Source organism: Paenibacillus sp. GQ49 (assembly GCF_059759055.1).
The window spans coordinates 14735-31150 of the sequence record NZ_JCAXEL010000022.1 but is presented as its reverse complement, the minus strand read 5'-3'; the positions used below and the strand labels follow the sequence as shown (position 1 = coordinate 31150).

Sequence of the window (16416 nt, the reverse complement as noted above, 5' to 3'; positions counted from 1 at the left end):
ATCACTGTCCCCCTGTGGCCAATGTCATAATGTGTTCTTGTGTTGCTACTTCCCTTGCAACCTCGCCACTGATGTGTCCTTCATGCACAACCGCGATTCGGTCGCTCATGCCAAGCACTTCAGGTAGCTCCGACGATACCATGATGATTGCAACACCGCGATCTGTCAGTTCATTCATCAATTCATAGATTTCGCGCTTCGCTCCGACATCCACTCCGCGTGTGGGTTCATCGAGGATAAGCACGCTTGGACCGATACCAACCCATTTCGCGATAACCACCTTCTGCTGGTTACCCCCGGATAGATTCCTTGCTGCCGTTTCGGAGGATTGTGTTTTGATCTGTAGACGTTTGATCAGTGTATCTACGAAGTCTTGTTCTTTTGAAGTTGAGATGAAACCTTTGTTTGAGAAACTGAACAGATTTGTCAACGCCATATTTTCGCGAATAGAAAAGTCTAATACCAGCCCCTCATCCTTGCGGTCTTCTGTAATAAACCCGATTCCATGTTTCACGGCATCTGCCGGTTTACGAATGTTTGCTTTTTTCCCGCGGATGAAGATTTCACCGCTATCCAACGTATCCAAGCCAAAGATGGTTCTCATGATTTCTGTTCGTCCAGAACCCATAAGTCCTGAGAAACCAAGGATTTCCCCCGCTCTCACAGTGAAGTTAATATTCTCGAACAACCCTTTGCTGCTTGCATTCCTTACTTCCAGAACAACTTCACCATAAGAAGGATTCCGGACAGGGTACCGCTCGGTAAGTTCACGACCTACCATTTTCCGAACCACTTCATCAAAACTTGTCTGTGGAATGGTCTGCGTGTCTACCGTTCTTCCGTCACGCATGATGGTAATCCGGTCACAGATCGTGAATATCTCCTCCATTCGGTGAGAAATATACACGATGGATACACCTTCCTTTTTCAGCGAGCTGATTACACCAAACAGCTTCTGAATCTCGCGTTCCGTAAGTGCTGCTGTTGGCTCGTCCATAATGATGACCTTGGCATCAGTCATTAGTGCTTTGGCAATCTCGATCATCTGTTGCTGCCCGACAGAGCACTCTCCCGCAGGACGTTCCATTGGTATGTCTACAGAAAGTTTAGCGAACTGTTCTTTGGCGAGCGCTTTCATTTGTCTTGTATTAAGCAACCCGATGGATGATGTCAGTTCCTTTCCAATAAAGAGATTATCCAGCACAGTCATTTCAGGCCATACGTTCAGCTCCTGATGTATGAAAGTGATACCCAGTTTCTCGGCTTCCTTTGGACTTGCAAAATAGTTTTCTTCTCCGTCTATGGTGATGGTTCCCTGATCACGCTGATGAAGACCAATCAGAATGTTCATCATTGTGGATTTGCCGGCTCCATTCTCCCCCATTAGGGCATGAACTTCACCATCCTTTAGTTCAAAATCCACTCCGCTCAGCACCTGGTTCGTTCCAAACGCTTTATGAATGTCTTGCATCTGAATGTGCATTACGCAACCTCCTTTTAACCGAAATGGACTCCCGATTGTAAAATGCAATTGGCATAGGGTGTGGCTTCACCTGTGCGGATGACCGCTTTCACCTGCCGGGTTAATGCTTTGAATTGTTCGTGGCTGACGGAAGCATCGATTGCTTCTACTCCGAATTTCTCTGTAATGAATTGCATGGCTACGGGATTGCCTTCCCAAATCTCTTCAGCGACAATGACTTTCTCAATGACCATATCTTCAGCGATCGCTTCCACCACTTCGCGAAAACTTGGTGTTCCCAGTTTGAGGGCCAGATCGATTTTGAGTACCCCGTCCGGTACCGGCAGACCTGCATCCGCAATTGCAATCATGTCCGTATGGCCCAGATCAGACAAAATCTTGGAAATGTGACTATTCAACATGCCATTTCTTTTCATTACAAGTTCTCCTCTACTTCATCACGCGTCGGCATGCCGCCCTGCGCTCCGAACTTGGTGACGGACAACGATGCAGCCCGATTGGCGAAGCGTATACTCTCTTGCAACGCTTTTCCTTCAGCCAAAGCAACTGCAAATGCGGCGTTGAACGTATCCCCTGCCCCCGTAGTATCAACAGCCTCAACTTTATAAGTTGGGACTAGAATTTCGTCAGTGCCATCAAAGTAACGTACACCTTTACTGCCCTCCGTGATGAACAACTTGTTAGGATACTGACGTAATGCCTGTGCCGGACTCATGCCCTGAAACAAAATCTCAGCTTCATGCTCGTTCGGTGTGATATATGCAGCGTTGTCGATCACTTCTTGCGGCAATGTTCTCGCCGGAGCGGGATTAAGCAGCAGCGGTGTTCCGAATTCTGCACACAATGCACTCACATGCACAACCGTTTCCTCCGGGATTTCCTGCTGAATTAATACGATATCTGCATCGCGGATCACTTCAGCTGCTTCATCGACATATGCAGGAGTGACTTCCCGATTCGCCGCTTCAACCACTACGATACTATTATCACCTTCTGCCAGAATGATATGAGCCGTTCCACTTTCTAAATGTGTAACCGGTTTCACATTTTGCGTATTTACAGCATTTGCTCTAAAGTTCTCTACAATATCTTTGCCAAAAACATCGTCGCCTACCCGGCCGATCATCGCAACCTCGGCACCCAATCGTGCAGCAGCAACAGCCTGATTGGCTCCCTTACCGCCAGGAACCGTTTTGAAGCTATCGCCAAGAACGGTTTCACCCGCCCCCGGCCGTCTTGACGAAGTAACAACCAGATCCATCGAACTGCTTCCAATTACACATATTTTAGCCATCTGATCTCACCTTTCTCGTAGTGCCCCGTTCGATGAAACTCACGGGCAACTGTATGTTTTTATTCTCTATTGCAGCTTGTTCGACAAGCTGGATAAGTAATCCCGCTGCTTCTCTTCCCATCTCGTATGCTGGCTGATGGATGGTGGACAATGCCGGCGATAACAGGCTGCTCATCGGAATATCATCGAAACCAATCACTTGTACGTCATCAGGAACCTTTCTTCCGATTCGTGATGCCTCATGCAGTACTGCCATGGCTGCGATGTCATTGCTGGCAATGACCCCATCTGTGTCCGCATATTTACTGAATAATTCTTCAGCCCATACACTTGCCTCATTAATTGAAAATGAGGTCGTCTGGATTACCCGGTAGTCTAACCCAGCATCACGGATGACTTCAATCGCTCCTTCAAAACGGTCTTGAGCGGGTCTGATCTGTGACGGTCCCTGCATAACTGTGATCCGGCGACTGCCGCGTTTGATGATCTCCCTTGCAGCTAGTCTTCCACCTTCCCTGCCATCCGCATACACGGATGGTCGATCCAGTGAAGTTCTATCCAGAAACACAACGGGAATCTTCAGTTTTTCATATATTGAAGAATGAGGATAGTTCGTTGAAGAAATCACACCGACCACGTTGTTCTGGATAAACGTCTGGATGTAATCCTGCTCCTTCCGTTCATCCTCATCACTATTTCCGAATATCAGTCTGTAATCCTGTTCCTGCATCCGGTCCTCTACCCCGCGGGCCAACTGCGGGAAGTAAGGGTTGGCAATATCCGGCAACAACAGGCCAATCAGTTTGGACTTGCGCTTATATAATGAGCGGGCCACTTCATTCGGCGAAAAGTTAAGCGCCTTCACAGCATCTTCTACTTTCTTGCGTGTGTCCGCATGAACATAACCTCTATCGTTAATGACCCTGGATACGGTGGCAACAGATACGCCAGCCAGTTGAGCTACGTCTTTAATTGTTGTCATAAGTTGCTCTCCTCTATGTGTAACCGGTTACAGACATTAAATTATCATATTATTTTCAATTTGACAAGCGTTTTCAATCTGGAAATTTTTCCAAGTGTACATGAATGTGCACTGGAATCCATCTATATCATGGTTTCTTCCTGGCCTGGAGAGCGGTTTATTAATTATCATTACAAAGATTAGCGATATGTGATATGGTCAGGGAGGATATTAATAGATTCATACATACATATGTGCATGAAATGTGAGGAGAAGATCGAAAGTGATAGAGAGAAATACCCTTGAGAAACAGAGTAAATTTAGTGATCCCATTTTTGTTATGCTCGTGGCAAGCCTGTGTTGCTTGTTATGGGGAAGCGCGTACCCATCCATCAAACTTGGATATATCGCATTTAACATTCTGCCGGAAGATATTGCTTCCAAGTATGTATTTGCAGGATATCGATTTACACTGGCGGGCTTGCTGCTCTTGCTCCTGTCTCGTATCGTTAGAAAACAGAAGCTCCAATTAACCAGGCCTCAGTGGACAGGCCTTATCATGTTAGGTATATTGCAAACCGGTTTGCAATATATGTTTTTCTACGTTGGCGTAGCCAATACGACGGGTGTCAAAGGCTCCATTATGAACGCAACGACGACCTTTTTCAGTGTTGTTCTGGCCCATTTCATCTATAAAAACGACAAATTAAGCAAAAACAAAATCGTTGGCTGCTTGCTCGGATTTGTTGGCGTAATCATCGTAAACTTCCATACGGATCTGCTAGCTTTTTCCTTTTCATTCACAGGTGAAGGGTTCGTGATTATAGCAGCACTTGTTTTTTCCGTTACAGCCCTCTATGCAAAACGTCTCACCGCTACGATCGATGTTCTGATCATAACAGGTGTCAGCCTGTTCGTTGGGGGACTGGTACTTACACTTTTAGGTCTATCACTCGGCGGTCGGGTTACTCATTTCACCTTGGAATCCACCAGTAACTTGATCTACCTGGCCTTACTGTCATCCGTCGCATTTTGTCTATGGAATATGCTTCTCAAGTACAACAAGGTCGGAAGAGTGTCTGTTTATAACTTTCTAATCCCTGTGTTTGGAGCTTTATTATCAGCATTATTCCTGGGGGAAACGATTCTGGAACTGAAAAATCTGGCTGCATTGTTGTTTGTATCGGTCGGCATTTATTTAGTCAATCGTGTACGTTCTGTGCAAAGCTCTAATAACACTCCAATAAAATAGACTACCCGTCCACTTCCATGGATAACAAAAAAAGCCGCTAATTAGCGGCTTTTCGTGTAAGTCCGTATACGATATCATTTACAGACAGGAGTAAACCACATTACGTAAGCGTCGTTGAACGTATGGTTCCTGACTATTCAGCAGGTGCTGTGCATACATGACCGTAAGTTCTGAATCCGGATCAATAATAGCCATACAACCAGCAGCGCCGCTCCATCCAAATTCGCCAATTGGACTCAGTGAGCCGCTTCCTGCTTTGGAGATATGTGTGCGAACACCCAGTCCATAGCCGTATCCATACATATGATCCCAGGAATAATCAGCACGAGTCATCTCGTTCAGGTGGTCCGTTCGCATCAGTTCTACTGAAGCTTGTGACAGAATGCGCACACCTTCGGGACTCGTACCATGCCCAGTAAGCGCGTTCAGAAAACGTGCATAATCGCTAACGGTTGATAACAACCCTGCACCGCCGCTTTCCAGCTCCGTACCCACACGGAATCCATTGCCGTCCAAACGTACAGCCTTTTCAAGCTCATCATTGTAAGCATACTGTGGAATCAGGCGCTTCTGCTGCTCATCGTTCAGATTGAATGCTGTGTCGTTCATGCCAAGTGGTCCGGTGATTTCGTCCCGTAGATACGTACCAAAGCGTTTGCCACTTACCACTTCCACCAAGGCTCCCAGCACATCATGACACATGCTGTAATTCCAGTGTGTCCCTGGTTCAAACAGCAACGATTCTTTGGCAAGCGCTCTCGCGAAATCACGTGTTGGCAATGTTCCATCGGTGCTTTTTACAGCTTCTTGAATGCTTGGACAACCAACGTCATACGAGAACCCGGCAGTCATGGTGAACAAATCACGTACTGTAATGGCTCTTGTCGCCTTTTCCAGTCGGATCTCCCCGTTCGGCATCGTTTTCTTTACCGTCATCTCAGCGTACTCTGGCAGATAATCAGACAAGGGATCACTTAACAGCATTGCCCCTTTCTCCACCAGTTGCAGCCCTGCCACGCAGGTCATAATTTTGGTCATGGAATATAGATTGAAGATCGCTCCATCACCGATAGGTGTTTTCTCTTCCAGATTGGCGTATCCATTACGATAATGGAAAACGGTATCATTTCGATGCATCACCAGCACCTCTGCCCACGGTATACGCCAGGATGTAATGCGGTCAATAAATAAAGAAAGTGGTTTAAAATCCATTTTTCCCCGTCCTTCTATGTAAGATCGTTTATCATTTTGCGATGTGGTCCATATTAATTCCACAATCGACATATTATTAATATACGACCTTTTCCAACGATTGACCACCACCTATACAATTACAATACATATTCTTTGTTTATCACACTGCTGCGCACGAATAAGCCGATCCAGGAAAGGATCGGCTTATGTTGTAACGTTTTAGGCTTCGCCGCGTTTGTTCTCAACCGATTTCATACGGTTTTGATCATCTGATACCCGGTCAACACTGAACTCTTGACCAGCTTCAACCTCACCATGACCTGAAATATTCCGCGAAAAATTAGTGAACTGTCTTTTTTGCTCATCCAGCTCGTGTTTTTGCTTCAAAAGCTCTTGCGGGTCTTGTTTTGTCACTATGCTAACCTCCCATACATGAAATCATGCATTGTATTCGCACTATAGAAGTTTTCCATTATAGGGCTGTGCTTATGCATGAAGTACCGATTCCTTTCATAATATGAGTCCATACATTCACCAACATGATATAGAACCTGTGTGACATAAAGGAGAGAACAACAGATGAAGCGGATCCTCTTGTCCTACCCTCTTAGTGTAAATACTCCCGTTTATAAAGATAACCCTCCTGTTGAGATTCAACAGCAGTCCAGCATAGATCAAGGAGATCTGTATAACCAATTTATCATCACATCTCTCAACCATACTGGAACTCATATTGACGGACCTTGGCATTTCAATCCACAAGGTCTAAAAATAAACGAGATTCCAATAGACTACTTTATCTTTACTCATCCAACAATCCTCGATATTCCCAAAGGTGATAATGAACTTATTACAAAAGCTGACCTGGAGCCGTATGAACACCAGATCGCTGGCTCTGATCTACTGATCATACGCACAGGTTTTGGTAAGTTTCGATCATCTGACCCTGTTCGTTATAGTGATCATAACCCAGGGTTTGCAGCAGATGCTGCAAGTTACCTGATGGTTTTTGATTCATTGCGAGCAGTTGGGATGGATATGGTCTCTTCAGGCTCTGTGATTCATGTGGATGAAGCTATCGCTTTTCATCAAATTATGCTCGGGAAAGGTCGGGTTGATGGCAAGTTCATTCTACTTATAGAGGATATGAATTTAAACCATGATTTATCTGGAATTGAAAAGGTCTATGCTGTGCCATTGTATATTGAAGGTGTTGACAGTAGCTTCAGTACAGTTTTTACGGAGGCTTGATTTATTTTATATACACAGGGTATACAAAAACGCGCTGGCAAGAGTATTCCTCCTGTCAGCGCGTTTTTGTATGTTAGTGAATATCTTTCTTTTTGAAATTACCACCTCTGACTTCAGCTACATCATATACAACTACAAAGGCAGTTGGGTCAATTTCGTGAATGATATCTTTAATTTTACTCTCTTCCATCCGGTTAATGACACAAGTGATTTCCTTGAATTGCTCATTAGAGTAGCCACCGTAAGCCTCGGTATACGTTGCTCCACGGCCTAAACGGTCCCGAATGGTTTCAACCATAATCTCAGGTTGATTCGTAATAATTTTAAACGTTTTGGAGCCGCTCAAGCCCTCTTCAACAATATGTATTACTTTAGAAGCAATAAAATACGCAAGTCCTGACAAGATCGCGCCTTGCAGACCAAACACGGTAGAAACGACAATAAATACAAACATGTTGAGGAACAGAATGAGATCACTGGTTCCAAAAGGTACTTTGCGCGAAAGGAGTACAGCCAGCATATCTATGCCATCCAATGCCCCGCCATTACGTAATGCAAGTCCCATACCAAAACCGATGATAATCCCGCCGACAACCGTAACAAGCAAGGTATCACCTTCAATGATGGTTGGTACATGGTGCATCAGACTGGTGCTGATTGCGAGTGAAGCAATACCGATGATCGAATATAACGCAAAGCTTTTTCCGATTTGCTTGTACCCGAGCCACACAAATGGAATGTTAATAATCCCGATGAGCATCCCCAGTGGTAATCCGAACAGCTGTGATCCTACGATACTCAGACCTGTGACACCACCATCTGAGACATTATTTGGGATCAATATGGCTTCCAGGCCATATGCCGTTATAAATCCCCCAATGATAATCAATAATACTTTGGAGAGGATCTTTAACTTGTTTGACTTTTGTTTTCTGTTTTGATGCATTGCATTTCCCCCTTGATGAACAACCGATAAAAAACAGTCTATAATAAAAATCACTGTTTTGGCAATAGAACGTCACGGGTGTGTGTTACATCATTGTCCGATGAACGTTCGATACGAAGAAATTTTATGCTCAAGCATCTCATCGGCTGTGTTAAGTATATGCATCTGTTTTTGGATCGACTTTTTATGCTCCTCCAGCAGCTTCAAACGATCTAACGCTGTATGCTCCCCTTCCTGAAATAAGGATGCATACTTCTTAATGGTAGCAATGGGCATCTGGGTCTCTTTTAGTTTGATCACAAATTGCAGCCACTTCAGGTGTGACTCGTTGTATCGCCTGTCTCCACTGGCATCTCGGAGAGGAGTTACAATCTGTTCCTTCTCATAATAACGCAACGTATGTGCACTAATATGGAGTAATTCTGCCACTTCACCAATGGTATGCATGGTTAACCTCCCCTTCATTTTCCCGCTTGACTTAGAGTAAGCTCTAATCAGTATAATCAACTCGTGGTCACATCACAATAAAAAATGAAATCAGATCCAGGAGGAATTCCCATGAAATACACAGTGATTACCGGTGCCAGTTCGGGCATTGGATATGAAGCGGCATTAGCTTTTGCAGCTCGTGGCAAAAATATGATCCTGGCAGCACGCAGAACCGATGAATTAGACAAATTAAAAGCAAAAGTAGCTGAAATCAATTCTGATCTGGATGTTGTCATTCGTACAGTGGATCTGTCCATTGCCGCTAATGTGCATGAATTCTATGAAGGTCTTCAGGCTTATTCCATTGAGACGTGGATTAACAACGCCGGATTCGGGAATTTTGCTTCCGTGGGCGAACAACACCTGCCCAAGATGGAGCAGATGCTTCATCTAAATATAGAAGCTCTTACGATTCTTTCTTCCCTGTATGTACGTGATTATGCAGATGTCGATGGTACACAGATCATTAATATCTCCTCTGGTGGAGGATATACGATTGTAGCCGATGCTGTAACCTACTGTGCAACCAAGTTCTATGTAAGTGCCTTTACGGAAGGACTTGCGCAGGAGTTGAAAGGTAAGAACGCAGCGATGCAAGCCAAAGTTCTCGCACCGGCTGCAACCGAGACGGAATTTGCGAAACATTCCTTTAATGTAGACGAGTTTGAATATGAAGGCAGAGTTCCCAAATTCCATACGGCGGAACAAATGGCTGGATTTTTGCTGGAGTTGTATGACAGTGAAAGTGTAGTCGGCATTGTGGATGGGTTGACGTATGATTTTGGACTAAGAGAACCGATCTTTCCATATGCTGCGAGAGCAGCCTCAAAACCACAAAATTAATCCGAAACTGAATTCGAAGCTAAGTCGGCTCAATACCAGTAAACATTCATCTAACCTCACTGATAAACATCATTAAATGTAATCGTTAAACATCAGTTAACGTTAAAAAGGGAACCTGTCTCCAGGTTCCCTTCTTTGTATTTATAATCAATGCTTTATATTCAATTCTTAATTGAATGCTTACTATATAATGAAGTAATTATGCCAGCCTCATTTTGAAATCCTGATATCCGAATTCACGGACAACTTCGCAATCGCCGTCTTTTCTTTTGACTGCAATCGCTGGAAGCGGCATGCCGTTGAACGTATTGGTTTTCACCATGGAGTAAATCGCCATGTCCTCGAATACCAGACGATCGCCTTCTTGCAAAGGCTGGTCGAATGAATAATCCCCAATCACGTCACCAGACAGACAGGTTTGTCCACCTAGGCGATACAGATGAGCCTTCTCACCCACTTCTCCCGAACCGATCAGCGGCGGGCGATATGGCATTTCCAGCACATCCGGCATATGGCATGTAGCTGAAGTATCCAGAATGGCAATGTCCATACCGTTCTTATGGAAGTCCAGCACAGAAGTCACCAGATAACCCGCATTCAGCGCAACAGCTTCTCCCGGCTCCAGATATACTTCCAGACCATAGTCGTTCTGCATACGCTTGATACATGCTTCCAGTCTTGGAATATCATAATCTTCACGTGTGATATGGTGCCCACCACCGAAGTTGATCCATTCCATCTGCGGCAACCATTGTCCGAACTTCTCAACAACTGCATTCAGCGTAGTCTCCAGATCGTCGGAGTTTTGCTGACACAGTGTGTGGAAGTGCAGTCCGGAGACACCTTCCAACAGGTCTGCATCGAAATCCTCCAGTTTCGCGCCAAAACGCGAACCCGGAGAACACGGATCGTAGATCTCATGTCCTTCTTGGGTAGAGCATTCAGGGTTGACGCGCAAGCCGACCTTACGGCCAGCTTGAAGCGCCTTATCCTTGAATTTTGCAAGCTGCGAAAATGAATTGAAAATAATGTGGTCGCAGATGGAGAGAATCTCGTCGATCTCTTCTGCGCGGTATGCTGGAGCAAAGACATGATTCTCTTTGCCCATTTCCTCATGGCCCAGACGCGCTTCATACAAACCGCTCGCCGTTGCACCGCTCAGGTATTCTCCAATCAGCGGATACATCGCAGTCATGGAAAATGCTTTTTGAGCGAGCACGATTTTGGCACCTGTACGCTGCATAACACCGTTCAGGATTTTCAGGTTTCTCTCGATAAGCGCCTCGTCAACAACAAAACATGGTGTCGGTAATTGCTCGAACCGCATTTTAACGAACAAGCTCCGATTCTTTAACTTCTTCTGGCAGCTCATCAACGAGTACCGGGTTGAAGTCTTCTACCCATGGGAGACCCCATTTGTTCAACTCTTCCATGAATGGATCTGGGTTGAACTCTTCTACATTATATACGCCTGGTTTGTTCCATTTGCCTGTCATGACCATTGCTGCACCGATCATAGCTGGAACGCCTGTTGTGTACGAGATTGCTTGGGAACCCACTTCTTTGTAGCACTCTTGGTGATCACAGATATTGTATACATAATATGTTTTGTCTTGACCATCTTTTTTGCCTTTGAAAATACAACCGATGTTTGTTTTACCAACAGTACGTGGTCCAAGGGATGCTGGATCAGGCAGTACTGCTTTCAGGAATTGCAGTGGAATAATTTGTTTACCTTCATATTCAATAGGCTCGATTGAAGTCATGCCTACATTTTCAAGAGCTTTCAAGTGAGTCAGGTAGCTTTGACCAAATGTCATGAAGAAACGGATACGTTTCAGACCTGGCATGTTTTTTGCCAAAGATTCCAATTCCTCATGGTACAGCAGGTACATGTCTTTCTCGCCAACTTCTTTGAAGTCGTAGACACGTTTGATTTCCATCGGTTTTGTTTCGATCCATTCACCATTCTCCCAGTACTTTCCGTTCGCAGATACTTCGCGAATGTTGATCTCAGGGTTGAAGTTGGTTGCGAACGGATAGCCATGGTCGCCGCCATTGCAGTCCAGAATGTCGATGTACTCAATTTCGTCAAAGTAGTGCTTCAGGGCATAAGCGGAGAATACGCCAGTCACGCCTGGGTCAAATCCACTACCGAGCAATGCAGTGATGCCTGCTTGTTCAAAACGCTCTTTGTAATCCCATTGCCAGCTGTATTCAAACTTCGCTGTATCATGTGGCTCATAGTTTGCTGTGTCCATGTAATTTGTTTTAGTTGCAAGACAAGCATCCATGATTGTCAGATCTTGATACGGCAAAGCAAGGTTCATAACGATATCCGGTTTAACTTCGTTGATCAGAGCGATCAGTTCGTCAACATTGTCAGCATCAACTTGTGCTGTTGTAATTTTTGTTTTTCCGCCGTCCAGCTTGGCTTTGAGTTCATCACATTTGGATTTTGTACGACTCGCGATACAGATTTCCTCAAAAACTTCGCTGTTTTGAACGCATTTGTGTACTGCCACGGAAGCAACGCCGCCGGCGCCGATGATTAGTGCTTTTCCCATTTTACATTCTCCTATCCCAATATGTATTTTTTTTAATTGGTTTAATACGGTGACAACAACAAGACAACAAAAAAAGCAAGGTGAAAAATGCCCGCAATCGCGCATCATCACACTTGCTTATCGATATACATCATAAAAAAGACGTGAAGTCTCCATGACCAAAAAAGTTCACAAGAACTCCTTTGGGGGAAAGCTCCTTCATGTATATCAATATTGGATCAGAGTCTATATAGCAAATAATTCGCCTTTACCACTCTTATTGACCGTTTCACAAGTTGATGTGCAATTGCACTGGTTGTAAAGTAACCAACTTATAAAATTTGAGCTTTGAACTCAATCAATAAAGCAACGTAAGTTGCCAATCGGCGTTTGACCCGGCTGTCCGTATGGCCTTAACTTCCTGGTGAAGTGGTCAAAATTATCTGCTGGAAAGCTCTAATTCATATTGATAAATCAACTTCCCAAAATCACAGGTCTTACACTATCAGACGTTGAAAAAAAAATCAAGCAATAATTAAAAATTAATTTTTTGTCCGAACAAGGACCAAGAATGAAATGGATATCCTTCGAATACTTTCAAGCCTTCTGCGCCCAGTAATTCCTCCACTATCTCAGGCTTTTGAGGACTTTTCTTAAATACTTCTTCACAGCGATCATAATGTTGTTTCCAGCAATTTCCGCTAATTGATCATGTGCCGCTTATGCATAAAAAATTCATCTTTATTCATAATGTTTACCTCCACAACAAAATTTATGTATTGAATTTTATGTTTTGCATTAGGCATGTTCACTCCATTAAATTGCTTCTTGTGCATACCATTTAATCATCATTATAAATAAAGAGTATGACGACAATTCGTCATACTCCAGTGAGTCACACTAAGTGTATCTATTAAAATTTTACCGGCAATGATGCCAATCCCTCAGATAATAGAGAGTAGTGCCAATGAATCTCTTCGGGAGGAACACTAAGCTGAAGACCAGGAAGTCGACTTAATAGCGTAGTAAATGCTACGTCTCCCTCAACCCGGGCCAGTGGGGCTCCAAGACACATATGGATCCCATGTCCAAAGGCCAGATGTCGTTTTATTTTGCGCTCAAGATCCAGTTCTTCAGGTTGGTCAAACTGTAACTCATCCCGATTGGCTGATTTCAAAAGAGGAATCACAACATCTCCTTTTTGGATCGGTTGACCATCCAGTTCTGTGTCCTGCGTTGCATAACGAGGGCCTGAAGAAGTCGCGGGCCCGTTGAATCGTAGCAACTCCTCAACCGCAGAAGGAACCAGATTCAAATTTTGTTTAAGTTGTTCCAGTTGTTCGGGATGTGTCAGAAGAAGATAAGAGCCGGTTGCAATCAGATTGGAAGTTGTCTCATGTCCAGCAAATATTAATAACGTGATCATGGATATTAATTCATCTTCATTCAATCGATCACCCTCCTCCTCAATCGCAATTAATTGACTGATGAGGTCATCTGAAGGTTCCACTCGTTTGTTCGCCACAAGCTGAGCCGTGTATTCTGCGAATGATCGCAAGTGCTGCTCTACTTCAGGGTCTTGTTTACCGAAACCGAGACCTTTGGCAATGGCTTCAGACCATACATGGATCTGAGGTCGGTCTTCCTGAGGTACTCCGAGCATTTCGGATATGACGTTAATTGGGAAAGGGTAGGCATAGTCTTTTACAAGATCCATCTCTCCCTTCCCTTCAACTTGGTTAATCAATTCATCGGCGATTTCCTGGACGCGTGGACGCATGCTTTCCATATACCTTGGGGTGAACGCTTTGGAAACCAGGCTACGGAGTCTACGATGATCCGGTTCATCAACAAAGAGCATCGACTTTCCGGTAAAAAAGGTCTGGGGTTCCGATGAACCAAGCTCGTCTGAGAGATTCTTTCGAATATCATTGCCACGATCAATAGAGTTCATATCTACCGTAAATCGGGAGTGATCTTTTAACACTTCCATGGCTACATCCATCCGAGTTATAATCCAGGTTTGCTCTGCTCCACCCATTGGATTGGGAACAGGAACAACGGAGCCTCTGGATCGCATCTGTCCAAAGATGGCAAATTGATCTTTAACATTTTCTTCACTAAACAAATTGAACTCTGATTTTTCCGATGTTTGGTTATTATTCATTGAAATCTTCCTTTCGTAGTGAAGTTATTGAAATCTATGGAAATATATGTGCATTTTCATTATATACTAGTCGTATATTTAATTTCAAATCAAAGAGTTAATTGGACAAAAATCACTATCATTACAACTTTTTAAGTATATACGGTTAGTATAATAACAGTCATTTTAAAAATGAAAAAGAGGTCGGCTTTTGGGCCAACCTCCAAATTAATTACGGTGCTTCACAAGTTCCAAATACCACCAACAGAGTTCAGTCAGCCTATTCGCTTCGGAGTGAAAGGCACTGGATTTATACTCTTTATGAAATGCCTGAAGCACGACTTCAATCACAGGAATATTTAAATCCCCTTTATCCTGTAACAACGCCAAAAGTCCCTTGGAAAGTTGCTTTAATGATGCAGATTCCTTGGATTGTTGAACAAGCTTGTTGAACTCATCCAATTCCTCCAACAGCTTGTCGATATCGAGACCATGATCACGGTTACGCTCATCGGCATTCAGAAAATAAAGAGACTGAACGTCAAAAATATGTTCATTTCTTTGGTGCATTGTTCTTAATATCACTTCGATGTACGTTAATACTTTTGGAACAACTTCGCTCCAAACCGGTTTTTTCGTATTTAGACTTCTCGAGGTGTTGGCAATCTGATGCAGTATGCCATAGCACAATATTGCACCTTCGTTGGCATATAAGCTGATGTCTTTTCCGTACACCTGAATCAAGCGTGTAGACAGCCAGTTTAGATGCACTTTAGCCAGTTTCGCTGAGTTGATCTCTCCGGCGTAAAAACCAGTCCAATACAATTCCCACACTCGCTCTTTGTCAGGTCCAGACATGGGAATGGCAATCTGATCAACGAGCAGGTCATAATCCGATGTATAGTGATTTTGTTCAAGCTCTTTACGAATGAAAACATCCTCTTGCATACGCTGATCAATAATCGAATATAAACAGTCTTCTTTGGAACTGAAAAATTTGTAGAATGTGCCTTTGGATACACCTGATTGATCCAGGATCATCTGGATTGTTGTATTTGCATAGCTATGCTCTAAAAATAGTGCAAGTGCTGTTTCCAATAAACTTTGTTTACGACTACTCATGTCTCGTTATCGCCCCAAGTTTTTCTATTGATTTTAACATTCATTCCTCAGGAGTTGAAGTATTGATTCGCACTATAGCCGTCATATAAAATAATTGCACAATGAGTAAATTTGCACAATGGGCAACTTGTTGTTATGATAAACCTCACAAAGTGCATATTCAGTAAGTGTGCTCTTCTTAAAAAGAATTAAACCATAGTCATTGGTGTTGGAGGTGAACGCATAAGCGGAGAATAATGATTAAAAGAAACTTGCGACATTTGAAGAAAGAAGCCACTGAAAAAGCACTTGCTGGTGCTGCATTTGAACTTACCCTTGAACATGGGCTTGATGGCTTTACGGTCGAAGATATCGTGCATCAGGTGGGTTGTTCACGTAGAACATTTGCAAACTACTTCACATGTAAAGAGGAAGCCGTAGCAAGAGGTGCAATATCCGTTCAGAATACAACGGAACTCGAAGAGTTACTTACCGAAATGCCCGACAACGTCTCCTTGCTTGACGTACTGTATAACCTGATCAAGATGCAGCTTACAACAGAACTAATTGGAAGGCTTCATCAGCTGCTCTCACTATCCCAGACTTATCCTGTGCTTGAACCGCATTACCTTGGAGCCATGCACCGGATGCAGACGCAGGCACAAGATACCTTATTAGACTTATCTAACGGGAAATATGACGAGATCTATACTTATCTTCTGATTAACGCACTATATGGATCGATACTGCCATTAATTGATGGAAGACTCAATGTGTTGCTGCCCGGACAAGTCATTACTGAAGATACCAAGCCCGGCGCTTTAACCTTCGATCAATTTTTGGAAACCACGTTTAATCATTTACGGGCAGGATTCGAACATGCCAACCATCCACATTCATCATAGAGGGA

The 16416-nt window shown here is 43.8% G+C and carries 16 protein-coding genes; 4 read left to right on the top strand and 12 right to left on the bottom strand.

The features are described from left to right. Position 1 precedes the first annotated feature (1 nt). The 4 genes from AC6CIF_RS26815 to AC6CIF_RS26800 are packed head-to-tail and all read right to left on the bottom strand — an operon-like array spanning position 2 to position 3759. Positions 2-1483, bottom strand: coding sequence for a sugar ABC transporter ATP-binding protein (locus AC6CIF_RS26815; RefSeq protein WP_498202194.1), 1482 nt, complete (start codon positions 1481-1483; stop codon positions 2-4). Between the two features lie 14 nt (positions 1484-1497). After that, positions 1498-1899 (bottom strand): D-ribose pyranase, encoded by a 402-nt coding sequence (gene rbsD, locus AC6CIF_RS26810; protein ID WP_498202193.1) that lies wholly within the window; start codon positions 1897-1899, stop codon positions 1498-1500. After that, the gene (rbsK, locus tag AC6CIF_RS26805; RefSeq protein ID WP_498202192.1) at positions 1899-2777 is read right to left on the bottom strand and encodes a ribokinase; all 879 of its coding nucleotides are present in this window, start codon (positions 2775-2777) and stop codon (positions 1899-1901) included. The genes rbsD and rbsK overlap by 1 nt, the downstream gene beginning before the upstream one ends. Further along, the gene (locus tag AC6CIF_RS26800; protein WP_498202190.1) at positions 2770-3759 is read right to left on the bottom strand and encodes a LacI family DNA-binding transcriptional regulator; all 990 of its coding nucleotides are present in this window, start codon (positions 3757-3759) and stop codon (positions 2770-2772) included. The genes rbsK and AC6CIF_RS26800 overlap by 8 nt, the downstream gene beginning before the upstream one ends. A gap of 262 nt (positions 3760-4021) precedes the next feature. Between AC6CIF_RS26800 and AC6CIF_RS26795 the strand changes: the two genes are divergently transcribed. Beyond that, positions 4022-4990: a DMT family transporter gene (locus tag AC6CIF_RS26795; RefSeq protein WP_498202189.1), complete on the top strand. Its 969-nt coding sequence runs from the start codon at positions 4022-4024 to the stop codon at positions 4988-4990. A 78-nt stretch (positions 4991-5068) separates the two neighbouring features. On the opposite strand, the gene AC6CIF_RS26790 is transcribed toward AC6CIF_RS26795, so the two are convergent. Both AC6CIF_RS26790 and AC6CIF_RS26785 read right to left on the bottom strand, forming a co-directional pair. Then, positions 5069-6202: a serine hydrolase domain-containing protein gene (locus tag AC6CIF_RS26790; RefSeq protein WP_498202188.1), complete on the bottom strand. Its 1134-nt coding sequence runs from the start codon at positions 6200-6202 to the stop codon at positions 5069-5071. A gap of 201 nt (positions 6203-6403) precedes the next feature. Further along, positions 6404-6598 carry a hypothetical protein gene (locus AC6CIF_RS26785; protein ID WP_221819359.1) on the bottom strand — a complete coding sequence of 65 codons (195 nt, stop codon included), beginning with the start codon at positions 6596-6598 and terminating at the stop codon, positions 6404-6406. Positions 6599-6763: 165 nt separating this feature from the next. On the opposite strand from AC6CIF_RS26785, the gene AC6CIF_RS26780 reads away from it, so the two are divergent. Continuing rightward, the gene (locus tag AC6CIF_RS26780; RefSeq protein WP_498202187.1) at positions 6764-7435 is read left to right on the top strand and encodes a cyclase family protein; all 672 of its coding nucleotides are present in this window, start codon (positions 6764-6766) and stop codon (positions 7433-7435) included. Between the two features lie 73 nt (positions 7436-7508). Here AC6CIF_RS26780 and AC6CIF_RS26775 read toward each other — a convergent pair whose 3' ends face one another. Next, the gene (locus tag AC6CIF_RS26775; protein WP_036670902.1) at positions 7509-8381 is read right to left on the bottom strand and encodes a YitT family protein; all 873 of its coding nucleotides are present in this window, start codon (positions 8379-8381) and stop codon (positions 7509-7511) included. A 90-nt stretch (positions 8382-8471) separates the two neighbouring features. Next, complete coding sequence (locus tag AC6CIF_RS26770) at positions 8472-8828, bottom strand: MerR family transcriptional regulator (protein WP_498202186.1); 357 nt, start codon at positions 8826-8828, stop codon at positions 8472-8474. Positions 8829-8939: 111 nt separating this feature from the next. Here AC6CIF_RS26770 and AC6CIF_RS26765 point away from each other — a divergent pair, with 111 nt between their 5' ends. Beyond that, positions 8940-9713: an SDR family NAD(P)-dependent oxidoreductase gene (locus AC6CIF_RS26765; protein WP_498202185.1), complete on the top strand. Its 774-nt coding sequence runs from the start codon at positions 8940-8942 to the stop codon at positions 9711-9713. A 199-nt stretch (positions 9714-9912) separates the two neighbouring features. Here the strand turns inward: AC6CIF_RS26765 and nspC are convergent, their stop codons facing one another. The 4 genes from nspC to AC6CIF_RS26745 all read right to left on the bottom strand — a co-directional run bounded on the left by nspC (position 9913) and on the right by AC6CIF_RS26745 (position 15527). Further along, positions 9913-11040, bottom strand: coding sequence for a carboxynorspermidine decarboxylase (gene nspC, locus AC6CIF_RS26760; protein WP_340020348.1), 1128 nt, complete (start codon positions 11038-11040; stop codon positions 9913-9915). Between the two features lies 1 nt (position 11041). Next, positions 11042-12280: a saccharopine dehydrogenase family protein gene (locus tag AC6CIF_RS26755; RefSeq protein WP_211083176.1), complete on the bottom strand. Its 1239-nt coding sequence runs from the start codon at positions 12278-12280 to the stop codon at positions 11042-11044. An 892-nt stretch (positions 12281-13172) separates the two neighbouring features. Then, complete coding sequence (locus AC6CIF_RS26750) at positions 13173-14426, bottom strand: cytochrome P450 family protein (RefSeq protein WP_498202184.1); 1254 nt, start codon at positions 14424-14426, stop codon at positions 13173-13175. Positions 14427-14633: 207 nt separating this feature from the next. Next, the gene (locus tag AC6CIF_RS26745) at positions 14634-15527 is read right to left on the bottom strand and encodes a TetR/AcrR family transcriptional regulator (protein WP_498202183.1); all 894 of its coding nucleotides are present in this window, start codon (positions 15525-15527) and stop codon (positions 14634-14636) included. Positions 15528-15763: 236 nt separating this feature from the next. On the opposite strand from AC6CIF_RS26745, the gene AC6CIF_RS26740 reads away from it, so the two are divergent. Next, positions 15764-16411 (top strand): TetR/AcrR family transcriptional regulator, encoded by a 648-nt coding sequence (locus AC6CIF_RS26740; protein WP_091030612.1) that lies wholly within the window; start codon positions 15764-15766, stop codon positions 16409-16411. Positions 16412-16416: the final 5 nt, after the last annotated feature.

Excerpts from the sequence above, each read along its gene's own strand:
- AC6CIF_RS26815 (WP_498202194.1), bottom strand. The coding sequence starts at position 1,483 with ATGCACATTCAGATGCAAGACATTCATAAAGCGTTTGGAACGAACCAG.
- rbsD (WP_498202193.1), bottom strand. The coding sequence starts at position 1,899 with ATGAAAAGAAATGGCATGTTGAATAGTCACATTTCCAAGATTTTGTCT.
- rbsK (WP_498202192.1), bottom strand. The coding sequence starts at position 2,777 with ATGGCTAAAATATGTGTAATTGGAAGCAGTTCGATGGATCTGGTTGTT.
- AC6CIF_RS26800 (WP_498202190.1), bottom strand. The coding sequence starts at position 3,759 with ATGACAACAATTAAAGACGTAGCTCAACTGGCTGGCGTATCTGTTGCC.
- AC6CIF_RS26790 (WP_498202188.1), bottom strand. The coding sequence starts at position 6,202 with ATGGATTTTAAACCACTTTCTTTATTTATTGACCGCATTACATCCTGG.
- AC6CIF_RS26780 (WP_498202187.1), top strand. The coding sequence starts at position 6,764 with ATGAAGCGGATCCTCTTGTCCTACCCTCTTAGTGTAAATACTCCCGTT.
- AC6CIF_RS26775 (WP_036670902.1), bottom strand. The coding sequence starts at position 8,381 with ATGCATCAAAACAGAAAACAAAAGTCAAACAAGTTAAAGATCCTCTCC.
- AC6CIF_RS26770 (WP_498202186.1), bottom strand. The coding sequence starts at position 8,828 with ATGCATACCATTGGTGAAGTGGCAGAATTACTCCATATTAGTGCACAT.
- AC6CIF_RS26765 (WP_498202185.1), top strand. The coding sequence starts at position 8,940 with ATGAAATACACAGTGATTACCGGTGCCAGTTCGGGCATTGGATATGAA.
- nspC (WP_340020348.1), bottom strand. The coding sequence starts at position 11,040 with ATGCGGTTCGAGCAATTACCGACACCATGTTTTGTTGTTGACGAGGCG.
- AC6CIF_RS26755 (WP_211083176.1), bottom strand. The coding sequence starts at position 12,280 with ATGGGAAAAGCACTAATCATCGGCGCCGGCGGCGTTGCTTCCGTGGCA.
- AC6CIF_RS26750 (WP_498202184.1), bottom strand. The coding sequence starts at position 14,426 with ATGAATAATAACCAAACATCGGAAAAATCAGAGTTCAATTTGTTTAGT.
- AC6CIF_RS26745 (WP_498202183.1), bottom strand. The coding sequence starts at position 15,527 with ATGAGTAGTCGTAAACAAAGTTTATTGGAAACAGCACTTGCACTATTT.
- AC6CIF_RS26740 (WP_091030612.1), top strand. The coding sequence starts at position 15,764 with ATGATTAAAAGAAACTTGCGACATTTGAAGAAAGAAGCCACTGAAAAA.